The sequence below is a fragment of the Bacillus gobiensis genome (assembly GCF_001278705.1).
GTDB classification, from domain to species: Bacteria; Bacillota; Bacilli; order Bacillales; family Bacillaceae; genus Bacillus; species Bacillus gobiensis.
The window spans coordinates 2007653-2031506 of sequence record NZ_CP012600.1 but is presented as its reverse complement, the minus strand read 5'-3'; the positions used below and the strand labels follow the sequence as shown (position 1 = coordinate 2031506).

Below are 23854 nucleotides of genomic sequence, written 5' to 3'. Positions count from 1 at the left end.
TCCTTCCGAGCGCGTCCTAAAAGTCACTCATAGCAAGGGGTTAAGCGATATGTATCCCTTGCTTTTTTTGTGTGGAAAAATCCAGATTGTAAACATTCTGCGATACTTTAGTATACTAGGTATTTTACCTTTTTCTTATATACGGGTAAGAATCATTGGAAATTCATTTATTTTGGAAGTTAACGATCGTAAAAGGCTTTGTTATGTTCCTTATATCCAATCTTTCCAAAAAGATCGTACACTTTCTAAACCGTCAATCGGAGTTTCTCTCCTAGGACGTTTTTTCTTATGCTGTTTAATAATTATAATGATTAAATTCTATGTTATAGTTGAAGAGGAAAGTTTTAGGAGTGGAGGGTTGAATAATGAATAAATTAATACTTATTATAGGCTTAGCGCTATTTCTTTTAGGGATTTACATTTCTGAATGGACTCTGTTTGGAGTCGTGATCGGTATTGCCGGAGGTTTTTTAATGGGATTAAGCAGTCTTATATTTGGATTTAAGAGAAAATAAGCATACACTTGAACCTCTTAACTAGCAATAGTGAAAACTCGAAAAAAATTAGTGATTGATGAAGTATTAGTCTCATATTACAAATATACATATTCATACAAAAAAAGCACCCTACAAGCAGACAGTGTTAGTGTTTACTCTATAGGGTACATTTTACTTTTTCGCTCTCTTATAATATGTTGTCTATTTTTCGATTATTTGACCCCGAATCTCACTTATTTTCGCTGTCCTTGTAAGTAGCCGCTTTCAATTTACTTTATAGCATGCATCCAATTTACGCCTGTGGTTCTACAACATTATTAGCACTTAGAAAAATGTCTAATAGAGACACATTTTCCAATGTATTTAACTGTTTCACACCTAATACGTTAATAAAATTGTTGTTATCCTTTTTAAATAAGGGGCTATTATTAACGTCAAATGTGAATTGAGCCGATGGAGATGAGTAATCCAAGTATGAAACCATAATTTTTTTCACCTCTTTACCTGAGCAATAAAACTTTATAAGCATTTTATGTACTTCTAATTTGTTTGGTGATCGGAATTATTAGAATAAATTTGTCTAGATTTTCATTCCACACATAAAATCCATTTCTATACCCCATATAAAAAATTCCTCATATAAAAAGGGCTTTCAACTATCTCACCGTTTTGTATTCAAAGATGTAAAGCGGAAAATATTGAGCAGATATGATGGAAGTAATTATATGAGGATCAAAGAGAGATTAAACTCTTCATTTATTTATTAAAAGAAAGAATTCGAAGTTTTCCATACTGTTTTAAATCGGTGTTTAACATTTGTAACCGATTGAAAGCTTTTTGATTCAAGATCAATCAGTCCGAATATATTTGACCAATCAGTACGGAATTGGTATTGTAAGTTCATACCCCTCTGACTTTTCACTATAGAGGTATACTCTGCCAAAGAAAGCGAGGAATCTGAATGAGTACCATTTCTTCCGAACAGGCCGAAGAAATCATGCAACTTTTCACAGACCGTTTTATTCGCAAGGATTATGAAGCTATGCTCGATTTGTTTGATGAGGAAGTAATTTTTGAATTTCCTTATGCTCCTAAACCGTACCCAAAACAATTGGAAGGCAAAGCAGCTCTGAAGCAGCACCTTGACTTGCTGGAAAATGTACTTGTGATTACTTCTTTTACGACACCTATTGTTCATGTGTCGGCTGACTCCCCGGTGTTCTTTACACAGTTTGAAGCAAGCGGTACCATCCTGGCGGAGGGTAAACCTTATGAACAGCAATATATTTCTGTAGTAGAGGTTAAAGACGGCAAGATTGTCCGGTATCAGGACTACTGGAATCCGTTAGCACTTTGATGTAGCTATTTGATTGATTATAAGGAGCTGTTCTCATGCATACCGAAACATCAACTCGCATCCTGCTCACCGGGGGACAAGGGAAAACTTCCTCCCGTATCGCGCAACTTCTAATAAGGCAAGGCTATCTCATCCGAAGTGCCGGACGTAGCGTATCTAAAATGGACGGTGCACGGGCTGACCATGTACTCTTTGACTGGTATGATGATGACGCCAACCACGAAATGGCTTTGCAAGGTATTAGCGCAATTTATCTTGTTGCGCCGACGGATATGCATCCCGAAGAAGTCATGATTCCCTTCATTCGTAGAGCACTCGACGCTTCCATTCGCCGATTCGTTCTGCTATCCAGCGCATCGATTTCGGAGCATGGACCAGTTTTCGGCTCCGTTCATCAGTACCTGCAAGAGCACGCGCCTGAATGGGCCGTGCTGCGTCCTTCTTATTTCATGCAGAATTTCACCGAAGGCGGACACGGACATACTTTGCGTCAGCGAGGGCAAATCTTTACCGCTACCGGTGACGGCAAAGTGGGATTCGTAGATGCAGAAGATATTGCCGAGGTCGGCTTTCATGCGTTAACTGATAAAGTACCGCACAACAGGGAGCATATTATTACTGGTCCTCAATCACTCAGTTATGCTGAAGCAGCCGCATTGATCCACAAGCTTACCGGCCTAAACGTAAAGCATCTCTCCATTACGGAAGATCAGTTGGTGCAGGCGCTGACAGCTGCCGGCATACCTGCTCCATATGCAACTTTCTTGGCGGGGTTGGACCACCGTATCCGCGTGGAAGGATCGGAAGACCAGGTTACAGACACTGTGCTTCAGGTAACTGGACGAAAGCCGCGTTCACTAGAGGATTTCATCCAGAATAATAAGAACTGGTTTAAATCTGCTTAACAGCCAGAGACCGGACTAAAGCCGACTCTTTTCATACGCAACTATACAGAAGAGCTTTCCCAACCGCCATCACAGATGACCGGGGGACAGCTCTTTCTTTTGTAGAACTCAATTTCCTTCATTCGGCTTGATAATGGATAGCACAATCTGCATGATGCCGACCAGATTCTGTTCATCCATTCCCATCTTTGCTGCATATACCAAGGCTATTCGCTCATGGGTCAGAAAACGGGACAGGTCGCTAATATTTAATTCCTGACTTAGTTCGCCCTGTTCCATCCCTCGCTCTAACATCGTATAAAATGCGTGTTCCACCTGTTTCGTATTCTCATGTATATAGGCAGCCAGCTCTTGGTCATGAGGCGCCTGCTCAATTGCGCTGCTGATGATGAAGCACTTCTGGCGCAGGTCTGGATCCGCAAGAACCCTGATCATCATGGTGAAAGCCTGCTCCACTTTGTCAGTGACCGTTCCAGGGTGATCAATCAGTTCCTGTAGGTCACGATTTTTTTGATCCAAATAGTATTTTACAGACGAAAGAAATAAATCACGCTTAGTGCCGTATGTGTCATATAAACTCTGGCGGGCAATGCCCAGTCCGTTTATTAAGTCCGGTAGCGTGGTGCCTTCATAGCCCCGACTCCCAAAGACGGACATGGCTTTATGTAGAACTTCATTCGTATCAAATGCTTTTGTTCTTGCCACCCACAGCGCTCCTTTTTATATTTTATCATAGGATAAATAACGAAGAGCTGCAACCATGGTAGAAAGTTGGCATAAGCTGTTCGTCTTTTTACGCCTTGTGGTTGAGGTTGGGAAAGAAAGATCAAATTTTTTCGGGAATAATTCCCCATTCATTTAATTGGTAAATAAATATATAATTTTCCAGTATGGTTTACAAAAAATCAAGGGGGGATCAAAATGAAATTCAACAAAGCTAGTGCTGTATTACTCACTATCATGTGTGCACTCGTTATCCCATTAGAACCGCTGGAGCAGGAGAATGGGACAAGCTAGGCACGTATACTTATATTTACTCCAGTAATCCTGTATATTCCGGTGGAGGAGATTTTAGGGTCTGCCTTTCGTCAAAATCAAACTTTTCTGTAACGCTTCATCTGTATGAAGATGATGCAGGTGACAATCAGGATGATTATGTAGGGGCAAATTACTTTTCGCCTGGTGAATGTTACAATTTTAATAATATCGGGAAATATGTAGACGGAGACAATAACAAGGCTGAATTTTTTGTGTTTGATTACTCTGGCAAATATGTGACCGTCATGTTCTATGATTGATTTATAATAGCAAAGGGGATGAGGAGAAAATTTCTTCTCTTTCTTTTTTCAGATTGAGTATCATTGTTTGCTGAATTAGATTGAAAGCGTATTCGTGAATGTTCTCTATTGAAAGGAGGAGGTGTTTCATGAATTTTGAAACAAAGCATGCTATTCGATGGGGGATTCCTGGTTGGGTATACTTATCGATTCTATTAATCTATTTCTCTTTAAAAGATAGCACTTTCATTATGTATTTTATTAAAAGCAATGGGGCAGCAATAGTTGCTTTTACGGGGCTTTTTATAGGAATAGGTATTATAATCGGGCACTTAATCCATCAGATAAGCATGCTTTTTGGGTTTGTCTTTACTAAAAAATGGGCGAAGTACTTTAGAGAAGAATTTGAGCTTGATGAAAAAATTATGAAGCACCCTAATGGATCTGATATCCAAAGAATATACAGTTATCGGCTAGGCAATGTTCATGCTTTAAGGTCTTTAACTTTTAGCTTTTTTATTTCTTTAATTTCAATTATAAGTTTATCTTTATTCTGGCTGGGGTTCTCAACAGAGGTGTATGTCTTAGTAGGTGTGATTGTTGTTTTGAACATAATTGTTGGTATTAATTACGTTTATTTTCAAAGCAATCTTGATTACTTTTGGAGAAAAGTTAATGATGAATATCACGTTTGATTCGTTTTTTTGTGGAAATTCCTTAACTCAGAGACTTCCAAAGTTTATTCTTGGAAGTCTTTTTGTCTGATGCCAAAAATCTCTTCATATAATAAAAAACCTCCAAAACTGATCTATTATTCCATTGTAGTAAAAAAATACTGCGTGATCAAAGGAAGAAAAATCCTATGGATAGGTTGTTTAGCGGCTGAGGGGTGGATCAATCAAGACCATTTAATTCCTGGTGTTTTATTACTGGTGATCCAGACTAAAATATATTCATTTAAAAGATGACAAAATAAAAAACCTTCGTAATTAGAAGTCCAAAGGTTTTCAACATTATTTAAATTGCTCATTCTCCAACACAACGACCTTATCATTTGTCGATTTTCCAACCTCTTTCGTGTGCTCAACCAGCCGGATAATATCTCGGTAGCATTGCTTCGCGCCTAAAATGAGTAACGGGACACCAAGAAAATCAATTTTCAACTGTCTGGAAAGAAATCCGCCAATTTTCATAACGAAAGGAACAGTTGGCATGGTGTTCGAATAAATGATTTTTTCATCTCCCTGATATGTATTCTGCAATAATAGGCTTAAGTTTTTTAACGCAGGAACAACAAGTTTGGAGGATTTTCGACCAATGGTATAAATTGAATTTCCATCCTCATCGATTCCGTGAAAAATGATTTTTCCAATATCAGAAGGAGTTAGCTTGTTAAAATATTTCACATTCAATATTTCTTCCTTTGTCAGCGTCCGATCGACAGGCAAATTTTTCAAATGATACGCTGCTGCCATGGCAGTCGTATGGGTTCCGCCATAATCATTATAGATATAAATCATATGAATCATCCTTTTTAGCATTATTACGATTTATATCTATACTTTCCAATTGCCCCTTCGATCATCCATGAACCTGAAGTAAGAAAAAAGCAGACCTATAGAAAACAGTCTGCTCCATGCATTATTCGCCTAAATCAACATTGTGATACACTTGTCTGACATCTTCTAAATCTTCTAATACATCCACCATTCTTTCAAATTGTGCTTGGGCATCCTCTGGAAGGGTCACGTCGTTTTGTGCAAGCATTGTGAGCTCGGCAACTGTAAATTCAGTAATTCCGGCATTTTTGAAAGCTTCTTGCACGGCATGAAACTGGTCGGGTTCAGCATAAATGATAACGGCTTCATCTTCTTCTAATATGTCGCGTACGTCAATATCAGCTTCCATTAAGATTTCTAAAGCTTCATCTGCCGTTTTTCCTTCAAGTCCAATGACAGCTGTTTCATCAAACATATAGGTGACAGATCCGCTAACTCCCATGTTCCCGCCGTTTTTGCCAAATGCAGCGCGAACTTCTGATGCGGTACGGTTCACATTATTTGTTAGTGCGTCTACAATCACCATTGATCCGTTTGGTCCAAAGCCTTCGTATCGAAGTTCGTCATAATTTTCTTCTGAACCGCCCTTCGCTTTTTCAATAGCACGGTCAATAATCGTTTTCGGTACATTGTACGTTTTTGCCCGCTCGAGTACGACGCGTAACGCTTGATTCGATTCCGGATCAGGCTCTCCTTGCTTGGCAGCTACATAAATTTCACGGCCGAATTTTGCATAGATCCGACTTGTATTTGCATCCTTTGACGCCTTTTTTTCCTTAATATTATTCCACTTACGGCCCATCTTTGTTTCACTCTCTTTCGACTTTAAATCTAAAAAAATATAAATTCTATCCCGCGTTAACAGGCAGTAAGATCCCTGCTTCAAGGGAAAGTCCAGGCAGGGCACAGGCTGCCCGTAAAAGCTAGGTCAGGTTCACCTAACAAACCTTGGGATCCCACGGATTGAAGGTTCACTTTATGAGCTAAGCTGTTTTTTGTATCTGGAAACACTATATTAATTATACCTCAAATACATCATTTGTTTCGAGTATCTCCGCTTTATAATATCTTGATAATTGCTACATAGTTTTTTGGTCACTGGGAATGATATGAATATATCATTGAAATAGTGCTGGAGGGACGACTAATGAAAGACCAAAATGAAAGTACCGTACATAAGAAAATTGAAGATATTTGGCGATCAACTTGCGGGTCATGGGAAAACTGTAATGAATCTACAATCCAGTCGTTTTTCTCGGAGTGCGAAAAGCACAGTATTGATCCTCAGGCTTGTTTGAGCTGGATTCAACAACACAATGACACAATTCCAGATTGGTCCGCAGTTTCTGATATTGCTCGTGAATGGGTCATCGAACATACATCTACTGGTTCGCCAATTTCTGATTCAGAGGAAAATAATCGTTAATTAAGATCGTGTTTATCAATTTCTCCCTGTAGGTGATGAAATGGAAATATTTAAGGTTGAAGGTGAATGGTATGTATGGATACTAGGAGTGGCATTGTTATTGATCGTATTGTTTATGCCTAAAAAAAATTTAACGTGGACGGGAATTTTTGTTACTTTAGGGGTAGCCGGAGATATTACTTGGTTAGCTGATACCGTAGCCGCTGTACCAATCGATCTGTTTGACATAGCAAAGAAAAATACGACAGAGCTAAGTGACACGTTTCTTCTTACCTTTGTTCCTGCAAGTATTGCCACGATTTATGTGAATTTTTACATCCCGCAAAAAAAATGGGTGTTTACAGTGTTTTTTACATTTCTGTCTTTTCTCTTAGAATCAGGTTTGGTTCAAGTAGGATATATGAAAAATATATATTGGGAAACGTGGTACGGCATACCGATTTACTTCGTATTATTTGGCTTCTTTTTCCCTTGGTTATTACGTATTCTCTCAAAGAAGCTGGTCAAATTAGATTTTTCGAAAGAGCAGAATAATTGAAATAATGGCAGTTGCAAAGAGAAAATTAAAGACCATTCCGCCCGAACCTCTTTTTGTTCTATTTATTATGATAGACAAAAGAGGTTTTTTATCTATATTCTCGATAGAATATGCAAGATAGGGGAGGACGAATTAAATGAGTATTCAAAGAAGCACAGAGGAGTTTGGTGTCGTTGGTGATGGGACGGATGAAACGGTTAAAATGCAGCAATGGGCGGATTCGTTAAATGATTCATATGCCGAACTGGTCATTCCTGGTTATACGATTAAAATCACTAGACCTATTATTTTTCCTCCAGGATTCATACAGCCGATTATTAAAGGTGTGGGTTTTGATTCAGTCATTGATGCTACAGGAATCAATAATGAGCCTGCTTTTGTCTTCCAAGGTGGCAGCGGCTCTGCAAATGGAGGAGAAATCGGCAGCTTCCGAATTATTGGAAATGATACAACAATCGGTATTGAAGCCATAGGCGTCAATACGACTGTTTTCCGGAATATTAAGTTTGGACGGTTGAAAACAGGTATTCTGCTTCATAATGAATTTGCTGGTGAATTTACTGAATACGTCGTTGCCGAACATTGTGATTTTCAATCCGCATGTAAAACCGCGCTTGAGTATAAGAGAACGAATGGACTCGATTCTTTTCATGGCAGTGGTTTAGGTACCGGATGTACGATTAATCAGGCACTTTCTGAAACGGAGCCAAAGATCAAAATTGGCCCAGGATGCCTGCCATATCATTCACCTTTGGATATTAACGTATGGACGAGAAATTCAACGCCGATCGTTCGAAATGAAGGGCATGTGAACACAAATTTTTATGGCGATCAAAAAGTTGAAATCATTGGAAGAAATGTCGTTGAACTTGTCGATTCAACCAAGAATAACGTATATATTTGCGGGCACTTTATGTCCTTTAGCGACACAAGCAGATTGGGCAGAGCGATCTATTGTGATCGGTTAGCTACCAATGAAGATGGCACAATATCGGTTATCAGGAAACCTTATTCCAAAGATTTTGCTCTAACGACCGGAGCAAATGCAACAGTTAAAATCAACAATAATATAACTGCATTCATTAATTTATTAATTATCGGTCCTTTTTATGAGTTCAATTATACTCTTCTTATGTACGGCAATCCGCTTAATGATTCAGCTGTAGTAACAGTGATGTCTATTAACAGGGCATTCGATCAAAACAATTTAGGATTTCCTACCTTGAGCACTGATTCCACAGGCCATTTGATCATTACCAATCCTAACTTTCCTGCTTCTGGCTTCGAAGCCGTCATAAGTGTAAATCAGATTGGCGGAAGATACCAGTACAGGCTTCAATAGAATACCGGCTGATCAATCTAAAAACGGAAGCAATCTTCTATTGACCATTGAACAATTTTAAGAGCAAAGCTAAAAAAATAGCTATTATTGAATCAAAATAAGTCGAGTCGACAACGATTTCGACTTTATTAATGTGAATGATTAAAAATGATTAAAAATGTCCAATTATCCAAACTCCTTTTTAAGTCCTTTTTTCCTAGAAAAAATTTCTCTAATAGGTTAAAAGACATATTTTTGTGCTACAATATGTAAAAAAGGGGGAGTAAAGGTGGGGTTAAAAACTAGAAAAAGCTTTAATATTACTCCGGAGACCCGTTTTCATGCGAACTCTAAAAGTATTGGTGTCACAAGCTCGCTAAAACCGTTAAGGTATAGCGTACATTCACGTTCTCACGGTGGTGAAACTGCAGAGATCCGTTCTTCATCAAATTGTTCAGTGAAAACATTGGAATTCCATCAAAGTAAAGAGATTGCTGATGTAAAAATGAACCGAGAGCGATACAGTGAATTGGAGAAGGCAAAATTAGCTGTCAATAAGCTTAATAGAATTCATTCGATTCATCATATTGCCGAAGATCACATTAATTGGCCGGAAGTGAGAGACTCAATTCCTCCATATAACAAGCCAAAGGGAGAAATAGGCCCTCTTGAAACAAAAGCCTTAGCTCAATTAAACAAATACAAGCCAAAACTTTTGACCAGGCTGTTAGGAAGATACGGAAAGAAACTCCAAGCGTTAAAAGAAAATGTCTATAGATCTCGAGATATTGACATTATAGAATATCAATCGTGGGTGAGAGATATTAGATTCGCCAGTAAAGTGATTTCCGGAGATGTCGATACATATTTCCGCGTCATTAAAGAATTCGCACCTTTTGATGATATGCTGAAATACGGTAGCGCTTTCGTGGTTTCAGCAGTCAATGCAAAGGTAATGGAAATCGAATTCGATGTTTTTAGCGAAAAGACCTTCACGCAGTCTGGCAAGCTGCTATCCAGTGAGATGCCAGAAGACACATTCATTAATCTTCAGAAAGAGTATGTTTGCAACAGTGTATTTAGAATTGCCAGGGAAATGTTTGCGCTGCTTCCTTTAAAAGTAGTCTACATTCATGTTGTCGATTCTGTAGTCAATATGGCTGCAGACGTTGAAGAAAAGAAAATCATTTTGTCTGCTAGAATAGATAAAGACAGCTTAAATGAACTGGAATTTGATCGAATCAATTGCTTTGACTCTTTGTCAAATTTCAACTGCCATATCGATTTTAATCATGCTTCCGGGTTCCATGAAGTAGATAAACTGTTTGTAAGTGAGCCAGAAGTTAAATCAGCAAAGTAATAAATCGGCCATTCCTAAAAAATGAGGATGGTCGATTTTTTTGTAAGAGAAATTATTTGTCAATTGAGTGTATAACTGTTTGCAATTTTTAGTTAACATGACCAATGACACAAACAGAAAATCACCTTACTATAAAAAGTATTACATGTTGTGTTAGATCTTTTAACGTGAAATGCAAAAAAATAGGGAGGGATTTTCATTGGACAGAAAAAAGATTAATCCGTTTACTCTCGCTTCGCTCGGTATACAGCATGTGCTGGCCATGTACGCAGGGGCAATATTAGTTCCGTTAACAGTTGGCCGTGCACTAAATTTAAGCTCACACGATTTAGCTTATCTTGTAGCCATTGATTTACTTACTTGCGGAATTGCCACACTGCTTCAAGCATGGAACAATAAATGGTTTGGAATCGGGCTGCCGGTTGTGCTTGGGAGCTCATTCGTGGCTCTGACTCCTATGATTGCTATAGGGAGTCAGTATGGTGTGAATGCGATTTATGGGGCGATTATTGCAGCTGGTCTGTTTGTATTGTTGTTTGCCGGTTTTTTTGGAAAGCTGCTTAAGCTGTTTCCTCCCGTTGTGACTGGTTCGGTTGTTACTATGATTGGGTTGTCCCTTGTGCCTTCGGCGATTCGCAATATGGCAGGGGGAGCGGGGAGTGATGACTTCGGAGCCCCGGCAAATTTGCTGCTGGCATTTGGGGTAATGGTGCTGATATTATTTTTAAATCGCGTGTTTACCGGTTTTTTACGAACACTTTCCGTATTGATAGGGATCGTTGCAGGTACAATAGCAGGCTTCTTTATGGGAAAAGTTGATTTATCCGGCGTAGCCGAAGCGTCATGGGTACACATTCCAACTCCTTTTTATTTCGGTGCTCCATCGTTTGAAATTGGTCCTATTTTAACAATGATTTTAGTAAGCATCGTTATCATCATTGAGTCAACAGGCGTATTTTTAGCATTAAGTAAAATTTGTGATCGCAAGTTGGATGAGAAGGATTTTAGCAAAGGGTATCGGGCAGAAGGCTTAGCGATTACATTAGGAGGGATTTTTAACGCTTTTCCTTATAATACTTTTGCACAAAATGTCGGGCTCGTGCAGCTATCTAAAGTAAAAACGAAGCACGTGGTCGTAGTCGCAGGTTTTGTCCTTGTTTTCCTTGGACTAATTCCGAAAATTGCCGAGCTTGCAACAATCATTCCGGCTCCTGTATTAGGCGGTGCGATGGTTGTATTATTCGGAATGGTTATTTCATCCGGCATTAAAATGTTAAGCGCGGTTAATCTTAATGCGCAGAGCAACTTGCTTATCATTGCATGCTCACTGTCTTTAGGGCTCGGTGTAACCGTCGTTCCGGATTTATTTTCACAGCTTCCTGAAGCTCTAAAAATCTTTGTCAGTGACGGTATCATTACCGGGAGCTTGACCGCTATTGTTTTAAATTTATTTTTTCATATGAAAACGAAAAAAAATGCAGTTCCTTTCGAAAAGACCGTTCATTCAGAGACTAGTTGATAAGCTCTGTTGTATAACTGTACTCGTCTGTCTTTAGGCGAGTTTATTCGTTTGAGGCGATGTAGATTAGTAGAATAACAAAACAGAAAACATATGGTATATTATTTATGTATTAAAAAAGATATGAGGGATGATTTTGTTTAAATGGCTTATTGAAATTGAAAAGCCAATTGTACCTTTTTGACCATTCGAACTTTTAGTACATTTGCAAAAGAAATCGTTTTTGAAAGATAAGAGTGTTGTTGCACTGGATATTTACTGTTGATTTTCATTTTTCTTAATCCAGATTCATTCTATTTGAATGATTGAAATAAGAGAACTTCCTTCTATGATATTTTATTCAATCATAGAAGGGAGTTTTCATTCGGTGTGATTTTAAACTACGTATGTGTTGCAATAAAATGTTGTCAGTTGTTTTTCTAGTTTCCACCTGTAGATCGATAAATCTCTTCGATTGTTTGGCCCTTCGCCTTTGCAAGGATATCGATTCTTACCATAAGCTGTTTTTTCGAATAATTCTTAATTTCAGACTTGTATTCTTTTGCTTTTTCCCCATCACTAATAATTCCCTCGGTATTTAAGGAAATAGCAAGTGGAGCCAACTCTTCAAGCTTCTTAACCACTCTGTCAAAAAGATGAGGATGTTCACAAATCAAGCGTTGAAGAAGAAAAGTTCCGTAAGCAATATGCCTTGATTCATCTTTCTTTAAGTTGTCAACTCCCTCTATAAGACCAGGCATTTTGCCGATCATTTGCAATCCGTCGTAAAATCCTTTGTATCCGGTTTCCGCCAATACTCCTTCGGAAAACATATTGTATACGGTAGCTGCATCGGCTAATGCTTCAGGGGTTTGATCATGCCATAGCCGTTCCATTGTTTCAGGGAGAATTTCATAAAACATTTTACGGTAGGAATCAGAATGCAAATGGGAAAGGTCGCCTTTTTCACCTATAGCATTTAATACCCGACGAAAGAATTCAGTATGTTTTGCTTCATCGTATAAAAATGTCGTGAGGAACAGCTCCTCTTCCAGTCTGCCTTCCTTCGCAATCACCATCAGTAAAGGGAGTAAGTCAAGCGTAACCGCCTCTTCTCCTCCTTGAAATTGAGCGAGAAGTTTCAAAATCCAGTCTTTTTGTTTAACCGGAAGTGTTTTCCAATCTTCTTGATCCTGTGAAAAATCAATATTCTGAGGATTCCACACTCCGAATTTTTTTGCCTTTTGATACAATTGGTATGGATATGAATCTTCCATTAAGCCTTGTGAGCTTGTGCTTATGAGTTTTTTTCTCAAGAAAATCCCTCCTTATCTCTTTATTTTTATTTTATGCAAAGAGAATTTATATGTATGGACATATTCCTCTCCCTATTAACAAAAATAGTAGAATGGGACGCAGTCTTGGTTCTGATGTAAAATAATAGAGAGAAAACCTTGAATATATGTCCTTATTTTTGAGTTTTTAACTGTTTGATTTCTTTCGTTAACAGCGGAATGATTTCAAATAGATCACCTACGATGCCATAGTCCGCGACTTGGAAGATATCAGCGTTTGGGTCCTTATTAATCGCAACTATCACTTTGCTATTCGACATGCCGGCCAAATGCTGGATCGCTCCAGATATCCCGCAGGCAATATAGAGCTCTGGTGTAACTACCTTACCCGTTTGTCCTATTAGTAGAGAAAGGTCACATAAATCGGCATTACATGCTCCTCTGGAAGCACCGACAGCGGCTCCTAATGCTTCCGCGAGATCTTGCAAAAGCTTAAAGCCGTCTTTGTTCTTGACTCCTCTTCCGCCGGCAACGATGATTTTCGCTTCGGATAAGTCCACGCTTTCTGTTGTTCTTTTGACGATATCCTGAATTGTTGTCCTGATATCCTTTATCTCGATATCTAGTTTCTCTATCGTTCCGCTTCGGTTTTCATTCCTTTCCAATGGAGATATATTGTTCGGCCTGATCGTAGCAAGCACAAGCTTCCCTAATGCAATTTTTTGTTCAAGGGCTTTACCTGAATAGATTTGCCTGGTAAATACTAGGTCGTTTCCTTTGTGTTCGAGTTTGATCACGTCTGAAAGCAACCCAGTTTGATGCTTTGCAGCAATTTTTGGCATAATATCCTTCCCAATTGAGGTATGCCCTGTAAGGATGGCATCCGGAATTTCTTTTTCAACAATCGCTTTGATCGCTTGAGCATAGCCGTCTGGAGTATAATCAGCCAATTTCTCATTTTCAATTACAACGATGCGTTCTGCTCCGTAATTGATCATCTCTTTCCCATATTGAATAACCTTTTTACCAAAGAGCATACAGATCACTTCGCCGCCATTTGCTATCATTTTCCCGGCAGCTATCGCTTCAAAGGTTATCTTGCGAATTGATCCGTCTCTAATCTCCCCTAAAACCACTACTTTTTTTCCCATATTGATCCCCCCTTGTTAGATAACTTTTGCGTCGCTTCTAAGCAGAGCCGCCAATTGTTTTGCTTGTTCACCCGCATCTCCTTCTATCATTCGTACTGCTGCTTTTTTAGGCGGCAATAGGCGGCAGGTCGTTTTTGTTTTCGCCGCTACCTCTTCTGCTGTTAGATTAAGATCATTTAGTGTGAGTTCTTCCATGGGCTTTTTCTTTGCTTTTATGATTCCCGGGAGCGACGGATATCTCGGTTCATTTAATCCTTGCTGGGTGGTTAGAAGGAGTGGCAGCTGTGATTTTACTATTTCAATATTGCCTTCCGCATCCCGCTCCATTTCTACTTCTTTTCCGTCGATCGCAAGCTTCGTAATCGTTGTGACACAAGGGATATTCAGCAGTTCAGCTAATCTGGGACCTACTTGGCCTGACCCGCTGTCAATGGTTGCATTTCCTGCTAAAATCAGCTCAAACGGTTTTTCTGTTATATAGTGATAGAGGATGGTTGCCGTCGTGAAGGGATCCGGATCCATCACGTCCTCTTCAATATTAAACAAAACGGCTTTGTCGCATCCCATAGCCAAGGCGGTACGCAGCTCTCTGCTTGCTTCTTTACTGCCAACTGTCATAACCGTGATTTCTCCGCCGTGTGCTTCTTTCATGCGGATGGCTTCTTCAATTGCAAATTCATCATACGGATTAATAATGAACTCTGCGCCATCTTGAACGATATCCCCAGCGTGAATCGTAATTTTTTCCTCTGAGTCGAATGTACGCTTTATTAAAACGAAGATGTTCATACCATTTCCCCCGCGTATATTTTGTATTGGCTCTATTTAGACCCGAAATATTTACCCTTATCGGATGTGAAAGAACCTAAAAAGATGTTTATCATGCGTTAAGCAGTTTCTCCACGATATTGCCTTCTTCATTGAACTAAAAACCCCCGATGTGGGGGATGGTTTTGATACAGGCTATCGAATCATAAGTCCACCGTAAATCATCCAAATAAAGAGAAGATTGTGCGAAAAAGCGCAGGTAAAGTACCGAAATACCACCTCAACTTGCAAAATGAAAACGGTGACCGAGATTGCTCAAAGAAAAGAAGGTGAATATATAAATCAATCAACCTACTCGCCTTTAAAATTTGGCTTCCTTTTCTCAAGGAAAGCTTGGATGCCTTCCTTCGAATCCTGAGATTGAAAAACCTCGCCGAATCGCTTCGCTTCCAGCTTTAGCGCTCTTTCATAAGAATTGGTTTTATTTGCATTCAGGAGCTCCAAAACGTATTTTAAGGTTTTCGGGCTTTTTTCGGCAAATTGCTCTGCCAATTCATAGGCTTTGACTAAAGCTTCTTCTCGATCGTTCACAAGGGTTGTAACAAGACCGATTTCATAGGCTTCTTTCCCGCTGATCGGTTGGGCTGTCCCTATCATTTCCAGTGCTTTCGCAGTGCCAACATATTTCGGGAGCCGCTGTGTTCCGGCAAAACCGGGGATGATGCCTAAGTTTAGCTCCGGCAATCCGAGCTTGGCACCGCCTTCTGCAATCCGGATATGGCAAGCCATCGCAAGCTCCAGCCCTCCGCCGAGTGCAGCTCCATGGATAGCTGCAATGATTGGCTTTGGGAACGATTCGATCTGTTCCAAGATCTGCTGGCCTCTTTCAGAAAAAGTCTTTTTATTTGAAGCGATTGCGCGTGTAAATTCCTTTATGTCAGCTCCTGCCGAAAAAAACCTGCCCTCACCGCAAATGATGACCGCACGAACATCAGGGCTGCCTTCAATTTGATCCAGGCATTCCGATAATTCTTTCAAAAGCCCTTTAGATAAAGCATTTGCCGGCGGACGGTTGAATGTAATGGTAGCGATTCGTTGATCGACAGCTAACGTTAGGTTTTCCATTATATTCTTTCCTCCTGCTTATTCGCTTTTAGTTGAACCCGCAAATCAGCAGGTGATGTATGTCTTTTTGCGTTTGCATATCTAATACATACTATTGATCATTCATCACCTGCGTTGCGTTTGTCTCTTCAATGGTTCATTTTTGCTTTTTCTTCTTCAATTAACGCTCTTCTTAAGATTTTTCCTACTGTTGTTTTCGGCAGTTCATCGCGAAACTCGTAAATTTTGGGCACTTTGTAAGGTGCCAGGTGCGTTCTCGCATACTCATCCAGTTCTTTTTCTGTCAATGTCGCATGCTGCTTTAACACAACATAGGCTTTCACAGTTTCTCCACGGTATGGATCAGGAATCCCGGCAACGATTACTTCCCGGATAGCTTCGTGCTCATAGAACACCTCTTCGATTTCACGAGGATAAATATTATAGCCGCTCGCAATGATTATGTCTTTTTTTCGATCGACAATATAGAAGAACCCCTCTTCGTCCATATAAGCGATGTCTCCGGTGAAGAGCCAGCCATCTCGTAATACGGCTGCTGTTTCTTCGGGGTTATTCCAATATCCCTTCATCACTTGGGGGCCTTTAACAATTAATTCGCCCCGTTCGTAAGGAGGAAGCGCTCCGCCTGTTTCCTCCGAGTAAATGGCAGCATCTGTTCCCGGCCATGGGCAGCCGATGCTGCCCGGTTTGTTTTTGCCCCACATGAAATTCGTATGGGTCACTGGCGAAGCTTCTGATAAGCCGTAACCCTCGACAAGCTTTCCGCCGGTGGCCTTTTCAAATTGATTCTTGACTTCGACAGGCAGTGAGGCAGAGCCGCTGATACAGGTGTCAATAGAGGATAAATCATATTTGTTCTCATCCGGGTGGTTTAAAAGAGCGATATAGATCGTTGGTGCTCCTGGAAAAAGGCTTGGTTTCAGCTTGTGAATCGTTTTCAACGCGTCAAGGGCATCAAATTTTGGAAGCAGGATCATTTGAAATGCTTGCAAAACACTGTAATTTAATACGGTCGTCATACCATAGACGTGAAAAAATGGTACAATTCCTAAAGTCGATTCTCTCGAGCCTTTCTTTAATTTATAGAGACATGCCCCACACATTTTCGTATTGGCGACAATGTTCCGGTGAGTCAGCATAGCTCCCTTTGGAAGGCCTGTTGTCCCGCCTGTATATTGCAATACAGCGATATCATGGAGGGGGTCAATGTCAATGATCTCCGGAAGACCGTTCGTATTTTTAATGATTCTTTTGAAGAGGTGAGTTTCCTCATTTTCTTTGATCGTGACGAGACTATTTTTCTTTTGAGTAAATCTGTACAGTATATTTTTCGGGAAGGGCAAATAGTCTTTGATGCTTGTGATAATGAGATGGGATAATTTAGTTGCCTTTTTCATTTTTATGATGCGCGGATATAGTAAGTCGAGTGAAATGATCGCTGTACATTCACTGTCCTTTAATTGATATTCCAGCTCTCTTTCCGTAAATAAGGGATTCGTTGGCACGACAATGCCTCCAGAAAAGAGAATCCCGTAGTATGAAATCACGGCTTGTGGGCAGTTTGGCAGCATGAGGGCTACCCGGTCGCCTTTTTTAATGCCGATTTTTTGCAAATATGCAGCAAGCTTTAACGCTGCTTCGTGGACTTCACGAAACCTCATTTTTTTGCCGAGAAAGTAAATGGATTGATGATCGGGATAGGTGTTGGCGGTGTCTGTTAAAAAAGAGTGCAGCGGTTTGTTTTCGTATGTCAAATCATGAGGAATTTCGTCAGGATAGCTGTCTAGCCAAGGCCTTTCAATCTTCATATCATACCTCCTGTTGCGCACCTGTGTACGCTATATTTGTACAAATGAATTTTGTTTTTGATACGTCATTTTTAAATAGAGGGAAATGGACTTCCCTTAAGATACATAGGCATTTTTAGTAGATTTAAATAGAAGTGCAAATATCATAATGATGGAACTCCGATGGAAGTTAGTTGATCGCGATATAAAGCGGGGCATCACCCACTTTAATATCCGTTATTCTCGAGTCGGTCTCAATATCAATAACCGTCACATTGGCGGAATTTTGGTTTGCAACAAAAGCTCGTGTCTCGTCTGGGCTGATGACTATGTGGAATGGCAAATCACCGACCTCTATCGTTTGAACACTCGTGTTGGTCTCGATATCAATAACCGTCACATTGGAGGAATTAGCATTCACGACATATGCCCTTTTCCCGTCAGGGGTAATCGCGAAGTGAAAAGGGATACGTCCAACTTTAATCGTTTGAATAATCGCATTGGTTTCTACATTAATCACTGTCACATTATCCGAAGCAATGTTTGCAACATAGACCTTTTTCCCGTCAGGAGTAATTCTGATCTGGAACGGGATACTGCCTACCCCAATCGTTTGGATCAAGGTATTAGCATGGATATCAATTACCGAGACATTTTCTGAATTCGCATTTGCGACATAAGCCTGTTTCCCGTCGAGGGTGAATGCGATGTCGGAGGGATTTTCGCCAACTTCGATATCAGAAATCTTGGAACTCGTCTGAACATCGATCACCGAAATATTTTTCGACGGCCTTTTTAAAACATAGGCCTGTTTCCCGTCCGGCGTAACCTTGATATGGAAGGGATTATCCCCAACTTCGATATCGGTAATCTTGGTGTTCGTCCCGACATCAATCACTGAGACATTAGCGGAATCCTGATTGGCAACGTAGGCCAATTTTTCGTCCGGGGTGATCGCAATATGGCAAGGTGAATTCCCAACCTCTATCCTCTTGCTCATTATGTTGGTCAGGATATCAATCACTGAGACGCTGGCGGAATCTTTATTCGTAACATAAGCGAATCTCCAGTGTTTGGTGATCGCGATATGGTGTGGGCTATTTTCTACCTCAATAGTTTGCACAGTTTCGTTTGTTTGGAGATTAATCACCGACACATTGGCGGTTTTAGCATTCGCGATATAGGCACAGCCTACCATATTAATACACCCCCTTATGAAAATCTTGTAGTTGGTATGAAATAAAATTGCTTGTTTATTCTATTAGCAGGTGTACTTTTCGGTATAGGCAAATGAAAGTAAGTAAATGACTATTTTTAATAACAAAACATAAGTTAATATAAAAAACACCTTCGCTAAGCCCTGTGTTTCTAAGGTTTAATGAAGGTGTTTTTTCTTTATGTTCCTATCGTTAAAAACGGTGTAATGACCCATTGTTAATAGATAGTAAGACTGGAGTTCCGAAAATCTATATTCTTTTAGGGCAAAAATATCAATTTTCGCACCAAAGCTGCCCCATCTGTTTATATTATATAAAGTAAAAGTATATTGGAAAAATAAAGGATTTTAGAAAAACAAAGCCTTTGATCTTGCTGTAGTCCAGTGCAACTGATGCTATAGCTTGACACGTTAGGCTAGTGATCAATAAGTATTAAATAAATTTCATGGAAGGACTGATCAAATGTGTCGGAGCTAAATGCACAGGAAGCCTTGCTTCTACTTAAGAAAAAAGGGTCGGAACTTGAAAAGAAGCTCAACGAATCAATACAGGACGAATTAAATAATAAAGAGTTCATTGAGCTATTTAATAAGACAGGACCGATTCTTGCAAAACGTATTGAAGACATCCAGGAGTATGTAGAACTCTTATCAGCCATCTTGAATTTTCCTACCAAAAAAGATCATTACAACTTAGCAAACCTCGTTATTCAGCTAGAAGAGAAAATCGATCAAATAGAAGAATATCTTTACGCATTGAACAAATCGCTGGACGATATGAAAGTGATAAAACATGCAAAGAATGCATTCGAAAAAGAAAATCCAACATCCTATCATGCAAGCTCGAATGATAGTTCAGTAAGCTCCAGTGATTCAATCGATGCAATTGAGGACCTGGAAAAACCTTTTAATGATGATCCCGCTCCCTTAAATCAATCGTTGAACGAGATGAAACATACCCCTGATGCCTTAGACAATGAATCAGAGCAAGAAAATCTTTCAAAACCTAATGAAAATTCGAATGATGATTCGGCATTTACAAGTGATATAAAAGAGGAAAATGAAGAAGAGCAAGGAAAAACTTCAAATCCAGACCGGGCCTTAAAATCTTTAAGGGAACTTCGTAGAGAGATGAAACATACCCCTGATGCCTTAGACAATGAATCAGAGCAAGAAAATCTTTCAAAACCTAATGAAAATTCGAATGATGATCCAACATTTACAAGTGATATAAAAGAGGAAAATGAAGAGCAAGGAAAAACTTCAAATGATTGGACCATGAAATCTTTAAGGGAACTTCATAGAGAAAGGATCTTAAAGCATCTTTCGGATCTTATTAACCTTTATAAAAAGGATGAAGAATGATGTCAGAAAAAGAGAGTCAACTTCATGATGATATTCTAAAACAATTCATGCGATTCACAGATATATGGAATACTCCAGAGCCTGAAGTCGGTCCAACCTACCGCATTCCTGTCTGGAAGAAAAACAAAGCTACTCTCTGGTATTATCCTGCCAAAAAGAAAAAGTACAGCATCCCTTTATTTCTTGTATACTCTCTTGTCAATAAAGCGTTTATCCTTGATTTAGCTCCGGGAACGAGCATGATTGAAGCGTTTGTAAATGCAGGTTACGATGTATATTTACTAGATTTTGGCATTCCAGGCTATGAAGATAAGGACATTTCTCTAGACATGTATATTATGGATTACATCCAATCAGCTGTGAAACGGGCATTTCGTCATTCAGAAGCTGAAGAACTAACCGTCATTGCCTATTGTTTAGGTGGAACCCTTGCTGCAATCTATGCAGCGGTATCTGAAGAACCAATTAAGAACCTTGTTCTGAATGTTGCACCGATTGACTTTCATCAATATCCAGTCTTTGATCAATGGATTGAAGCTCTCAAAGACGGTGAGGTAGATCATAGTATCATAGATGCGATAGGAATTGTTCCCGCGAAATTCATGGAAGCGGGGATGCGTATGGTTAGCTCTCCTGTATACTTCAGTCACTATTTGTCTCTTTTGGCCCGGGCTGATAACCAAGAGTATGTCGACCACTGGCGACGCTTTAATAAATGGACAGTAGGACACGTCCCGTTTCCAGGAAAAGCTTTGAAACAATTGACTGAAAATATTGGTAAAGATAACAAACTCGTTAATGGAGGGATGGTTATTGAAGGGAAGAATGCAGATCTTTCCAATATCCATGCAAACCTCCTTGTTATTACAGCAGAAAATGATCGGCTTGTCCCGATAGAAATGAGCTCTCCAATTATGGAGCTGGTATCCAGCAAGGATAAAACGTTAGAAGTGATAACAGCAGGCCATGCTACGTTCACAGTTAAAGATGGTTTACCTCCACACTTGGATAAATGGCTTAGTAAACGGTCTAATCCGTTATATTAAATTTGTCATTATTTTAAAGGTGTATGCAAGGAGGGATGTAGAGTGTATCTTATTCAGCCGGATAGTAAAATGGAAAATCTCTTAGCAGAGGGGTTAGGCTTAGCAAGTATCGTATGTAAAAACTATGTAAAGTGTCAGGTTTCGCCTGACTTGTTTTATGATCTTGCTCAGCCAAATTATTTCGACCGTGAATCGCACCTTTATCAAGGCGATTCAATCGTTTGATTTCAATATAGACTGTAAAAGCACCATAACTAAATAGATCGTTATAAAAAATGTCAACCAGGTTTAATTGGTTGACATTTTTTATAGGTGTAAATTTATAAATCAGGAAGAAAAAAACTCAAACAAGGAACTCTTATTTTTAGCGTACCTTGTTCGAGCGTCAACTTTCTAAACAGAATCTTTTATTTTGAAAGTTCTTTCATTTGTTCCTTTAAGAGATTTCTTAATACTTTGGAATAATTTTTGTATTTTTTTTGATCATCTGATCCTTGTAATTTTTCTTTTACTTGTTCTAAATAAGCAATATTCTTCTCTAAAAAATACACTTGGGTTTTAATGAAATAACTAAGGTATTTTTTCGGAAACTTTTTCTTTTCACTCATCATAATTACTCCTCTCCTCTTTTTATCCATATTATATTTTCTCTATCTCTAAATCGTAGCGGCTTTACCCTAGTAGAGATTAAAATAGGTAAAAAACAATTTTTGAAATAGATGCTCTATTTGGACTGCGATTCATTGCTTCTTTTTATATCAATTTCAAGGAATAATTTGAATGGGTTGTGAGACCATAACATTAAATTACATTCATTTTTACATAGAGGTGTTATGATGGAAGATAAATTAAAGATTCGTTTAACAGCGGCAGAAATGGCAAGCTTGTGGACGCAGTATATGAATGATACGGCTTCCATATGTGCTTTAACGCATTTTTTAGAGAAGTTAGAAGATGAGGAAGTTCGTCCTGTTATCGAATTTGCGTTACAGGCCACTAAAACAAATATTTCGTTCTTACAGAACTTGTTTCAGAAAGAGGACTTTCCGATACCGGTTGGATTTAATGAGCAAGATGTGAATCCGACAGCTCCGAAATTATTTTCTGACTCTTTTGTATTAATGTATTTACGAAACATGTCCATTCTTGGTATGGCGGCAAGCAGCTTGGCCATTGGAGTTGTTACTCGGACAGATGTGGTCGGTTTTCATAAAAGTGTGTTAGATGCTTCCGTTCGATTGCAAGAATTATCAAAAGAGGTCATGCTTAATCAAGGAATTTATTTAAGGCCGCCGTATATTTCAGTTCCAGATAAGGTTGATTTTATTGAGAAACAGCGGTTTTTAGCAGGGTTTTTTGGCGGGAAAAGAGTGTTAACTGGGATTGAAATCACTCACCTGTTTATTAACGTTCAAACCAATTCGATTGGTAAGGCTTTGATGGTAGGCTTTGCTCAAGTCGCTCAAAAGCAGGATGTGAAACAATACTTATTAAGAGGAAAGCAAATTGCCCAAAAGCATATTGATTTATTTAGCGACGTCTTAAGAAAAGAGGATTTGCCAGCTCCGATGACCTGGGATGCTTCAGTTTCTGATTCTACGACAAAAGTATTTTCTGACAAGTTGATTATGTATCATGTCACCGCTATGATAGCTGCCGGAATCGGTAATTATGGGACAGCAATGGCCGCGAGCCCGCGAAGAGATATCGCCATGAATTATGCATCAATCATCCCAGAAATTTCATTGTATGCAGAAGACGGGGCAAATATTATGATAAAGCATGGATGGCTGGAAGAGCCTCCGCAGGCAGATGATCGTAATCAGTTAGTAAAGGGTTAAATCATGTGGGTGCACACGAAAAATTACTATGGAGCATTGCGTTACCCGGATTTGGACAGATTTTAAACAGGAAATTAATCAAAGGAATTTTATTTATTTCCTTGGAATTTCTCGTTAACATCCAGGCCAACTTCAATGAAACGATTCGCTTAAGCTTTACAGGAGAGATATTTCAAGCAATTGAACAAGCGAATTATAATTGGCTGATGTTTTACCCGTGTCTATATTTTTTCGCGATGTGGGATGCCTATAAGGATGCAGGCGGCACTAAGACTCCGTATTCTTTCTTGCCTTTTGTTTTTGCGGCATACTTCGTAACTATAGGAGTAATTTATTCTTCTTCCTTTACGGTTTTTGGCACCTTATTAGGTCCAATATGGCTCCCCATGATATTTGTTATTCCCGGTGTGATCCTAGGGCTTTTTATTCAAAAGGTGATTTTAAATAAGATGCATTGGAAAGATAAAGAAGTCGAGTAAGAGATGATCTTATTCGACTTTTTTTGTTGGGAAAAACTCGAGT

Annotated in this window: 24 protein-coding genes and 2 pseudogenes; 15 read left to right on the top strand and 11 right to left on the bottom strand. The window is 39.3% G+C overall.

Translation table 11 applies throughout. The features are described from left to right. The first annotated feature begins 365 nt into the window (after positions 1–365). The gene (locus AM592_RS24360) at positions 366–515 is read left to right on the top strand and encodes a hypothetical protein (RefSeq protein ID WP_192841143.1); all 150 of its coding nucleotides are present in this window, start codon (positions 366–368) and stop codon (positions 513–515) included. Positions 516–798: 283 nt separating this feature from the next. On the opposite strand, the pseudogene AM592_RS10115 reads toward AM592_RS24360, so the two are convergent. Further along, positions 799–981 (bottom strand): annotated as a pseudogene (locus AM592_RS10115) (cupin domain-containing protein); the annotation flags it as partial. 477 nt (positions 982–1458) lie between these two features. On the opposite strand from AM592_RS10115, the gene AM592_RS10110 reads away from it, so the two are divergent. Together AM592_RS10110 and AM592_RS10105 are read left to right on the top strand one after the other, a co-directional pair. Beyond that, entirely contained in the window at positions 1459–1854 is a 396-nt protein-coding gene (locus tag AM592_RS10110; RefSeq protein WP_053603693.1) for a nuclear transport factor 2 family protein, read from the top strand. A gap of 35 nt (positions 1855–1889) precedes the next feature. Beyond that, the gene (locus AM592_RS10105; protein WP_053603692.1) at positions 1890–2759 is read left to right on the top strand and encodes an NmrA family NAD(P)-binding protein; all 870 of its coding nucleotides are present in this window, start codon (positions 1890–1892) and stop codon (positions 2757–2759) included. 108 nt (positions 2760–2867) lie between these two features. Here the strand turns inward: AM592_RS10105 and AM592_RS10100 are convergent, their stop codons facing one another. Continuing rightward, complete coding sequence (locus AM592_RS10100; RefSeq protein WP_053603691.1) at positions 2868–3464, bottom strand: TetR/AcrR family transcriptional regulator; 597 nt, start codon at positions 3462–3464, stop codon at positions 2868–2870. A gap of 281 nt (positions 3465–3745) precedes the next feature. On the opposite strand from AM592_RS10100, the pseudogene AM592_RS23275 reads away from it, so the two are divergent. Together AM592_RS23275 and AM592_RS10095 are read left to right on the top strand one after the other, a co-directional pair. Beyond that, positions 3746–4057, top strand: a pseudogene (locus AM592_RS23275) (hypothetical protein); the annotation flags it as partial. A 128-nt stretch (positions 4058–4185) separates the two neighbouring features. Further along, positions 4186–4731: a BA5345 family protein gene (locus AM592_RS10095; protein WP_053603690.1), complete on the top strand. Its 546-nt coding sequence runs from the start codon at positions 4186–4188 to the stop codon at positions 4729–4731. Positions 4732–5049: 318 nt separating this feature from the next. Here AM592_RS10095 and AM592_RS10090 read toward each other — a convergent pair whose 3' ends face one another. Together AM592_RS10090 and AM592_RS10085 are read right to left on the bottom strand one after the other, a co-directional pair. Further along, positions 5050–5556, bottom strand: coding sequence for a DUF3189 family protein (locus AM592_RS10090; RefSeq protein ID WP_053603689.1), 507 nt, complete (start codon positions 5554–5556; stop codon positions 5050–5052). Positions 5557–5677: 121 nt separating this feature from the next. Next, the gene (locus AM592_RS10085; protein ID WP_053603688.1) at positions 5678–6397 is read right to left on the bottom strand and encodes a YebC/PmpR family DNA-binding transcriptional regulator; all 720 of its coding nucleotides are present in this window, start codon (positions 6395–6397) and stop codon (positions 5678–5680) included. Between the two features lie 345 nt (positions 6398–6742). Between AM592_RS10085 and AM592_RS10080 the strand changes: the two genes are divergently transcribed. The 5 genes from AM592_RS10080 (at position 6743) to AM592_RS10060 (ending at position 11759) form a co-directional block, all read left to right on the top strand. After that, complete coding sequence (locus AM592_RS10080; RefSeq protein ID WP_053603687.1) at positions 6743–7021, top strand: hypothetical protein; 279 nt, start codon at positions 6743–6745, stop codon at positions 7019–7021. Between the two features lie 40 nt (positions 7022–7061). Beyond that, a complete protein-coding gene (locus tag AM592_RS10075) occupies positions 7062–7559 on the top strand; it encodes a hypothetical protein (protein ID WP_053603686.1) in 498 nt (165 codons plus the stop codon). Between the two features lie 136 nt (positions 7560–7695). Further along, positions 7696–8901: a hypothetical protein gene (locus tag AM592_RS10070; protein WP_053603685.1), complete on the top strand. Its 1206-nt coding sequence runs from the start codon at positions 7696–7698 to the stop codon at positions 8899–8901. 268 nt (positions 8902–9169) lie between these two features. Continuing rightward, on the top strand, positions 9170–10240 hold the full coding sequence (locus AM592_RS10065) for a DUF4236 domain-containing protein (protein ID WP_053603684.1): 1071 nt from the start codon (positions 9170–9172) through the stop codon (positions 10238–10240). Positions 10241–10439: 199 nt separating this feature from the next. Continuing rightward, entirely contained in the window at positions 10440–11759 is a 1320-nt protein-coding gene (locus AM592_RS10060; RefSeq protein ID WP_225970353.1) for a nucleobase:cation symporter-2 family protein, read from the top strand. A gap of 419 nt (positions 11760–12178) precedes the next feature. Here the strand turns inward: AM592_RS10060 and AM592_RS10055 are convergent, their stop codons facing one another. The 6 genes from AM592_RS10055 to AM592_RS10030 form a co-directional block, all read right to left on the bottom strand. Beyond that, complete coding sequence (locus AM592_RS10055) at positions 12179–13054, bottom strand: R2-like ligand-binding oxidase (RefSeq protein WP_082363938.1); 876 nt, start codon at positions 13052–13054, stop codon at positions 12179–12181. 152 nt (positions 13055–13206) lie between these two features. Continuing rightward, positions 13207–14184, bottom strand: coding sequence for an electron transfer flavoprotein subunit alpha/FixB family protein (locus AM592_RS10050; RefSeq protein ID WP_053603682.1), 978 nt, complete (start codon positions 14182–14184; stop codon positions 13207–13209). Between the two features lie 15 nt (positions 14185–14199). Continuing rightward, the gene (locus tag AM592_RS10045) at positions 14200–14973 is read right to left on the bottom strand and encodes an electron transfer flavoprotein subunit beta/FixA family protein (protein ID WP_053603681.1); all 774 of its coding nucleotides are present in this window, start codon (positions 14971–14973) and stop codon (positions 14200–14202) included. 330 nt (positions 14974–15303) lie between these two features. Further along, on the bottom strand, positions 15304–16077 hold the full coding sequence (locus AM592_RS10040) for an enoyl-CoA hydratase (RefSeq protein WP_053603680.1): 774 nt from the start codon (positions 16075–16077) through the stop codon (positions 15304–15306). A gap of 128 nt (positions 16078–16205) precedes the next feature. Next, complete coding sequence (locus tag AM592_RS10035; RefSeq protein ID WP_053603679.1) at positions 16206–17885, bottom strand: AMP-binding protein; 1680 nt, start codon at positions 17883–17885, stop codon at positions 16206–16208. Between the two features lie 169 nt (positions 17886–18054). Beyond that, on the bottom strand, positions 18055–19062 hold the full coding sequence (locus AM592_RS10030) for a beta-propeller fold lactonase family protein (protein WP_082363935.1): 1008 nt from the start codon (positions 19060–19062) through the stop codon (positions 18055–18057). Positions 19063–19545: 483 nt separating this feature from the next. On the opposite strand from AM592_RS10030, the gene AM592_RS10025 reads away from it, so the two are divergent. The 3 genes from AM592_RS10025 to AM592_RS10015 are packed head-to-tail and all read left to right on the top strand — an operon-like array spanning position 19546 to position 21716. Then, the gene (locus tag AM592_RS10025) at positions 19546–20445 is read left to right on the top strand and encodes a hypothetical protein (protein ID WP_053603678.1); all 900 of its coding nucleotides are present in this window, start codon (positions 19546–19548) and stop codon (positions 20443–20445) included. Further along, complete coding sequence (locus tag AM592_RS10020) at positions 20442–21491, top strand: alpha/beta fold hydrolase (RefSeq protein WP_082363932.1); 1050 nt, start codon at positions 20442–20444, stop codon at positions 21489–21491. The genes AM592_RS10025 and AM592_RS10020 overlap by 4 nt, the downstream gene beginning before the upstream one ends. A gap of 42 nt (positions 21492–21533) precedes the next feature. Beyond that, positions 21534–21716, top strand: a complete 183-nt coding sequence (locus AM592_RS10015) for a hypothetical protein (protein ID WP_053603677.1) — start codon at positions 21534–21536, stop codon at positions 21714–21716. Positions 21717–21898: 182 nt separating this feature from the next. Here the strand turns inward: AM592_RS10015 and AM592_RS10010 are convergent, their stop codons facing one another. After that, a complete protein-coding gene (locus AM592_RS10010) occupies positions 21899–22102 on the bottom strand; it encodes a hypothetical protein (protein ID WP_053603676.1) in 204 nt (67 codons plus the stop codon). Positions 22103–22324: 222 nt separating this feature from the next. Here AM592_RS10010 and AM592_RS10005 point away from each other — a divergent pair, with 222 nt between their 5' ends. Both AM592_RS10005 and AM592_RS10000 read left to right on the top strand, forming a co-directional pair. Further along, positions 22325–23332: a DUF3231 family protein gene (locus AM592_RS10005; protein ID WP_225970352.1), complete on the top strand. Its 1008-nt coding sequence runs from the start codon at positions 22325–22327 to the stop codon at positions 23330–23332. Between the two features lie 5 nt (positions 23333–23337). Continuing rightward, a complete protein-coding gene (locus AM592_RS10000; RefSeq protein ID WP_053603674.1) occupies positions 23338–23811 on the top strand; it encodes a hypothetical protein in 474 nt (157 codons plus the stop codon). The last annotated feature ends 43 nt before the right edge of the window (positions 23812–23854 follow it).

Bases quoted from the DNA above. Each gene is read 5' to 3' on its own strand.
- AM592_RS10110 (WP_053603693.1), top strand. From the start codon at position 1,459: ATGAGTACCATTTCTTCCGAACAGGCCGAAGAAATCATGCAACTTTTC.
- AM592_RS10005 (WP_225970352.1), top strand. From the start codon at position 22,325: ATGATGGAAGATAAATTAAAGATTCGTTTAACAGCGGCAGAAATGGCA.
- AM592_RS10090 (WP_053603689.1), bottom strand. From the start codon at position 5,556: ATGATTTATATCTATAATGATTATGGCGGAACCCATACGACTGCCATG.
- AM592_RS10095 (WP_053603690.1), top strand. From the start codon at position 4,186: ATGAATTTTGAAACAAAGCATGCTATTCGATGGGGGATTCCTGGTTGG.
- AM592_RS10030 (WP_082363935.1), bottom strand. From the start codon at position 19,062: ATGGTAGGCTGTGCCTATATCGCGAATGCTAAAACCGCCAATGTGTCG.
- AM592_RS10070 (WP_053603685.1), top strand. From the start codon at position 7,696: ATGAGTATTCAAAGAAGCACAGAGGAGTTTGGTGTCGTTGGTGATGGG.
- AM592_RS10085 (WP_053603688.1), bottom strand. From the start codon at position 6,397: ATGGGCCGTAAGTGGAATAATATTAAGGAAAAAAAGGCGTCAAAGGAT.
- AM592_RS10080 (WP_053603687.1), top strand. From the start codon at position 6,743: ATGAAAGACCAAAATGAAAGTACCGTACATAAGAAAATTGAAGATATT.
- AM592_RS10035 (WP_053603679.1), bottom strand. From the start codon at position 17,885: ATGAAGATTGAAAGGCCTTGGCTAGACAGCTATCCTGACGAAATTCCT.
- AM592_RS10010 (WP_053603676.1), bottom strand. From the start codon at position 22,102: ATGATGAGTGAAAAGAAAAAGTTTCCGAAAAAATACCTTAGTTATTTC.
- AM592_RS10045 (WP_053603681.1), bottom strand. From the start codon at position 14,973: ATGAACATCTTCGTTTTAATAAAGCGTACATTCGACTCAGAGGAAAAA.
- AM592_RS10105 (WP_053603692.1), top strand. From the start codon at position 1,890: ATGCATACCGAAACATCAACTCGCATCCTGCTCACCGGGGGACAAGGG.
- AM592_RS10075 (WP_053603686.1), top strand. From the start codon at position 7,062: ATGGAAATATTTAAGGTTGAAGGTGAATGGTATGTATGGATACTAGGA.
- AM592_RS10050 (WP_053603682.1), bottom strand. From the start codon at position 14,184: ATGGGAAAAAAAGTAGTGGTTTTAGGGGAGATTAGAGACGGATCAATT.
- AM592_RS24360 (WP_192841143.1), top strand. From the start codon at position 366: ATGAATAAATTAATACTTATTATAGGCTTAGCGCTATTTCTTTTAGGG.
- AM592_RS10020 (WP_082363932.1), top strand. From the start codon at position 20,442: ATGATGTCAGAAAAAGAGAGTCAACTTCATGATGATATTCTAAAACAA.
- AM592_RS10040 (WP_053603680.1), bottom strand. From the start codon at position 16,077: ATGGAAAACCTAACGTTAGCTGTCGATCAACGAATCGCTACCATTACA.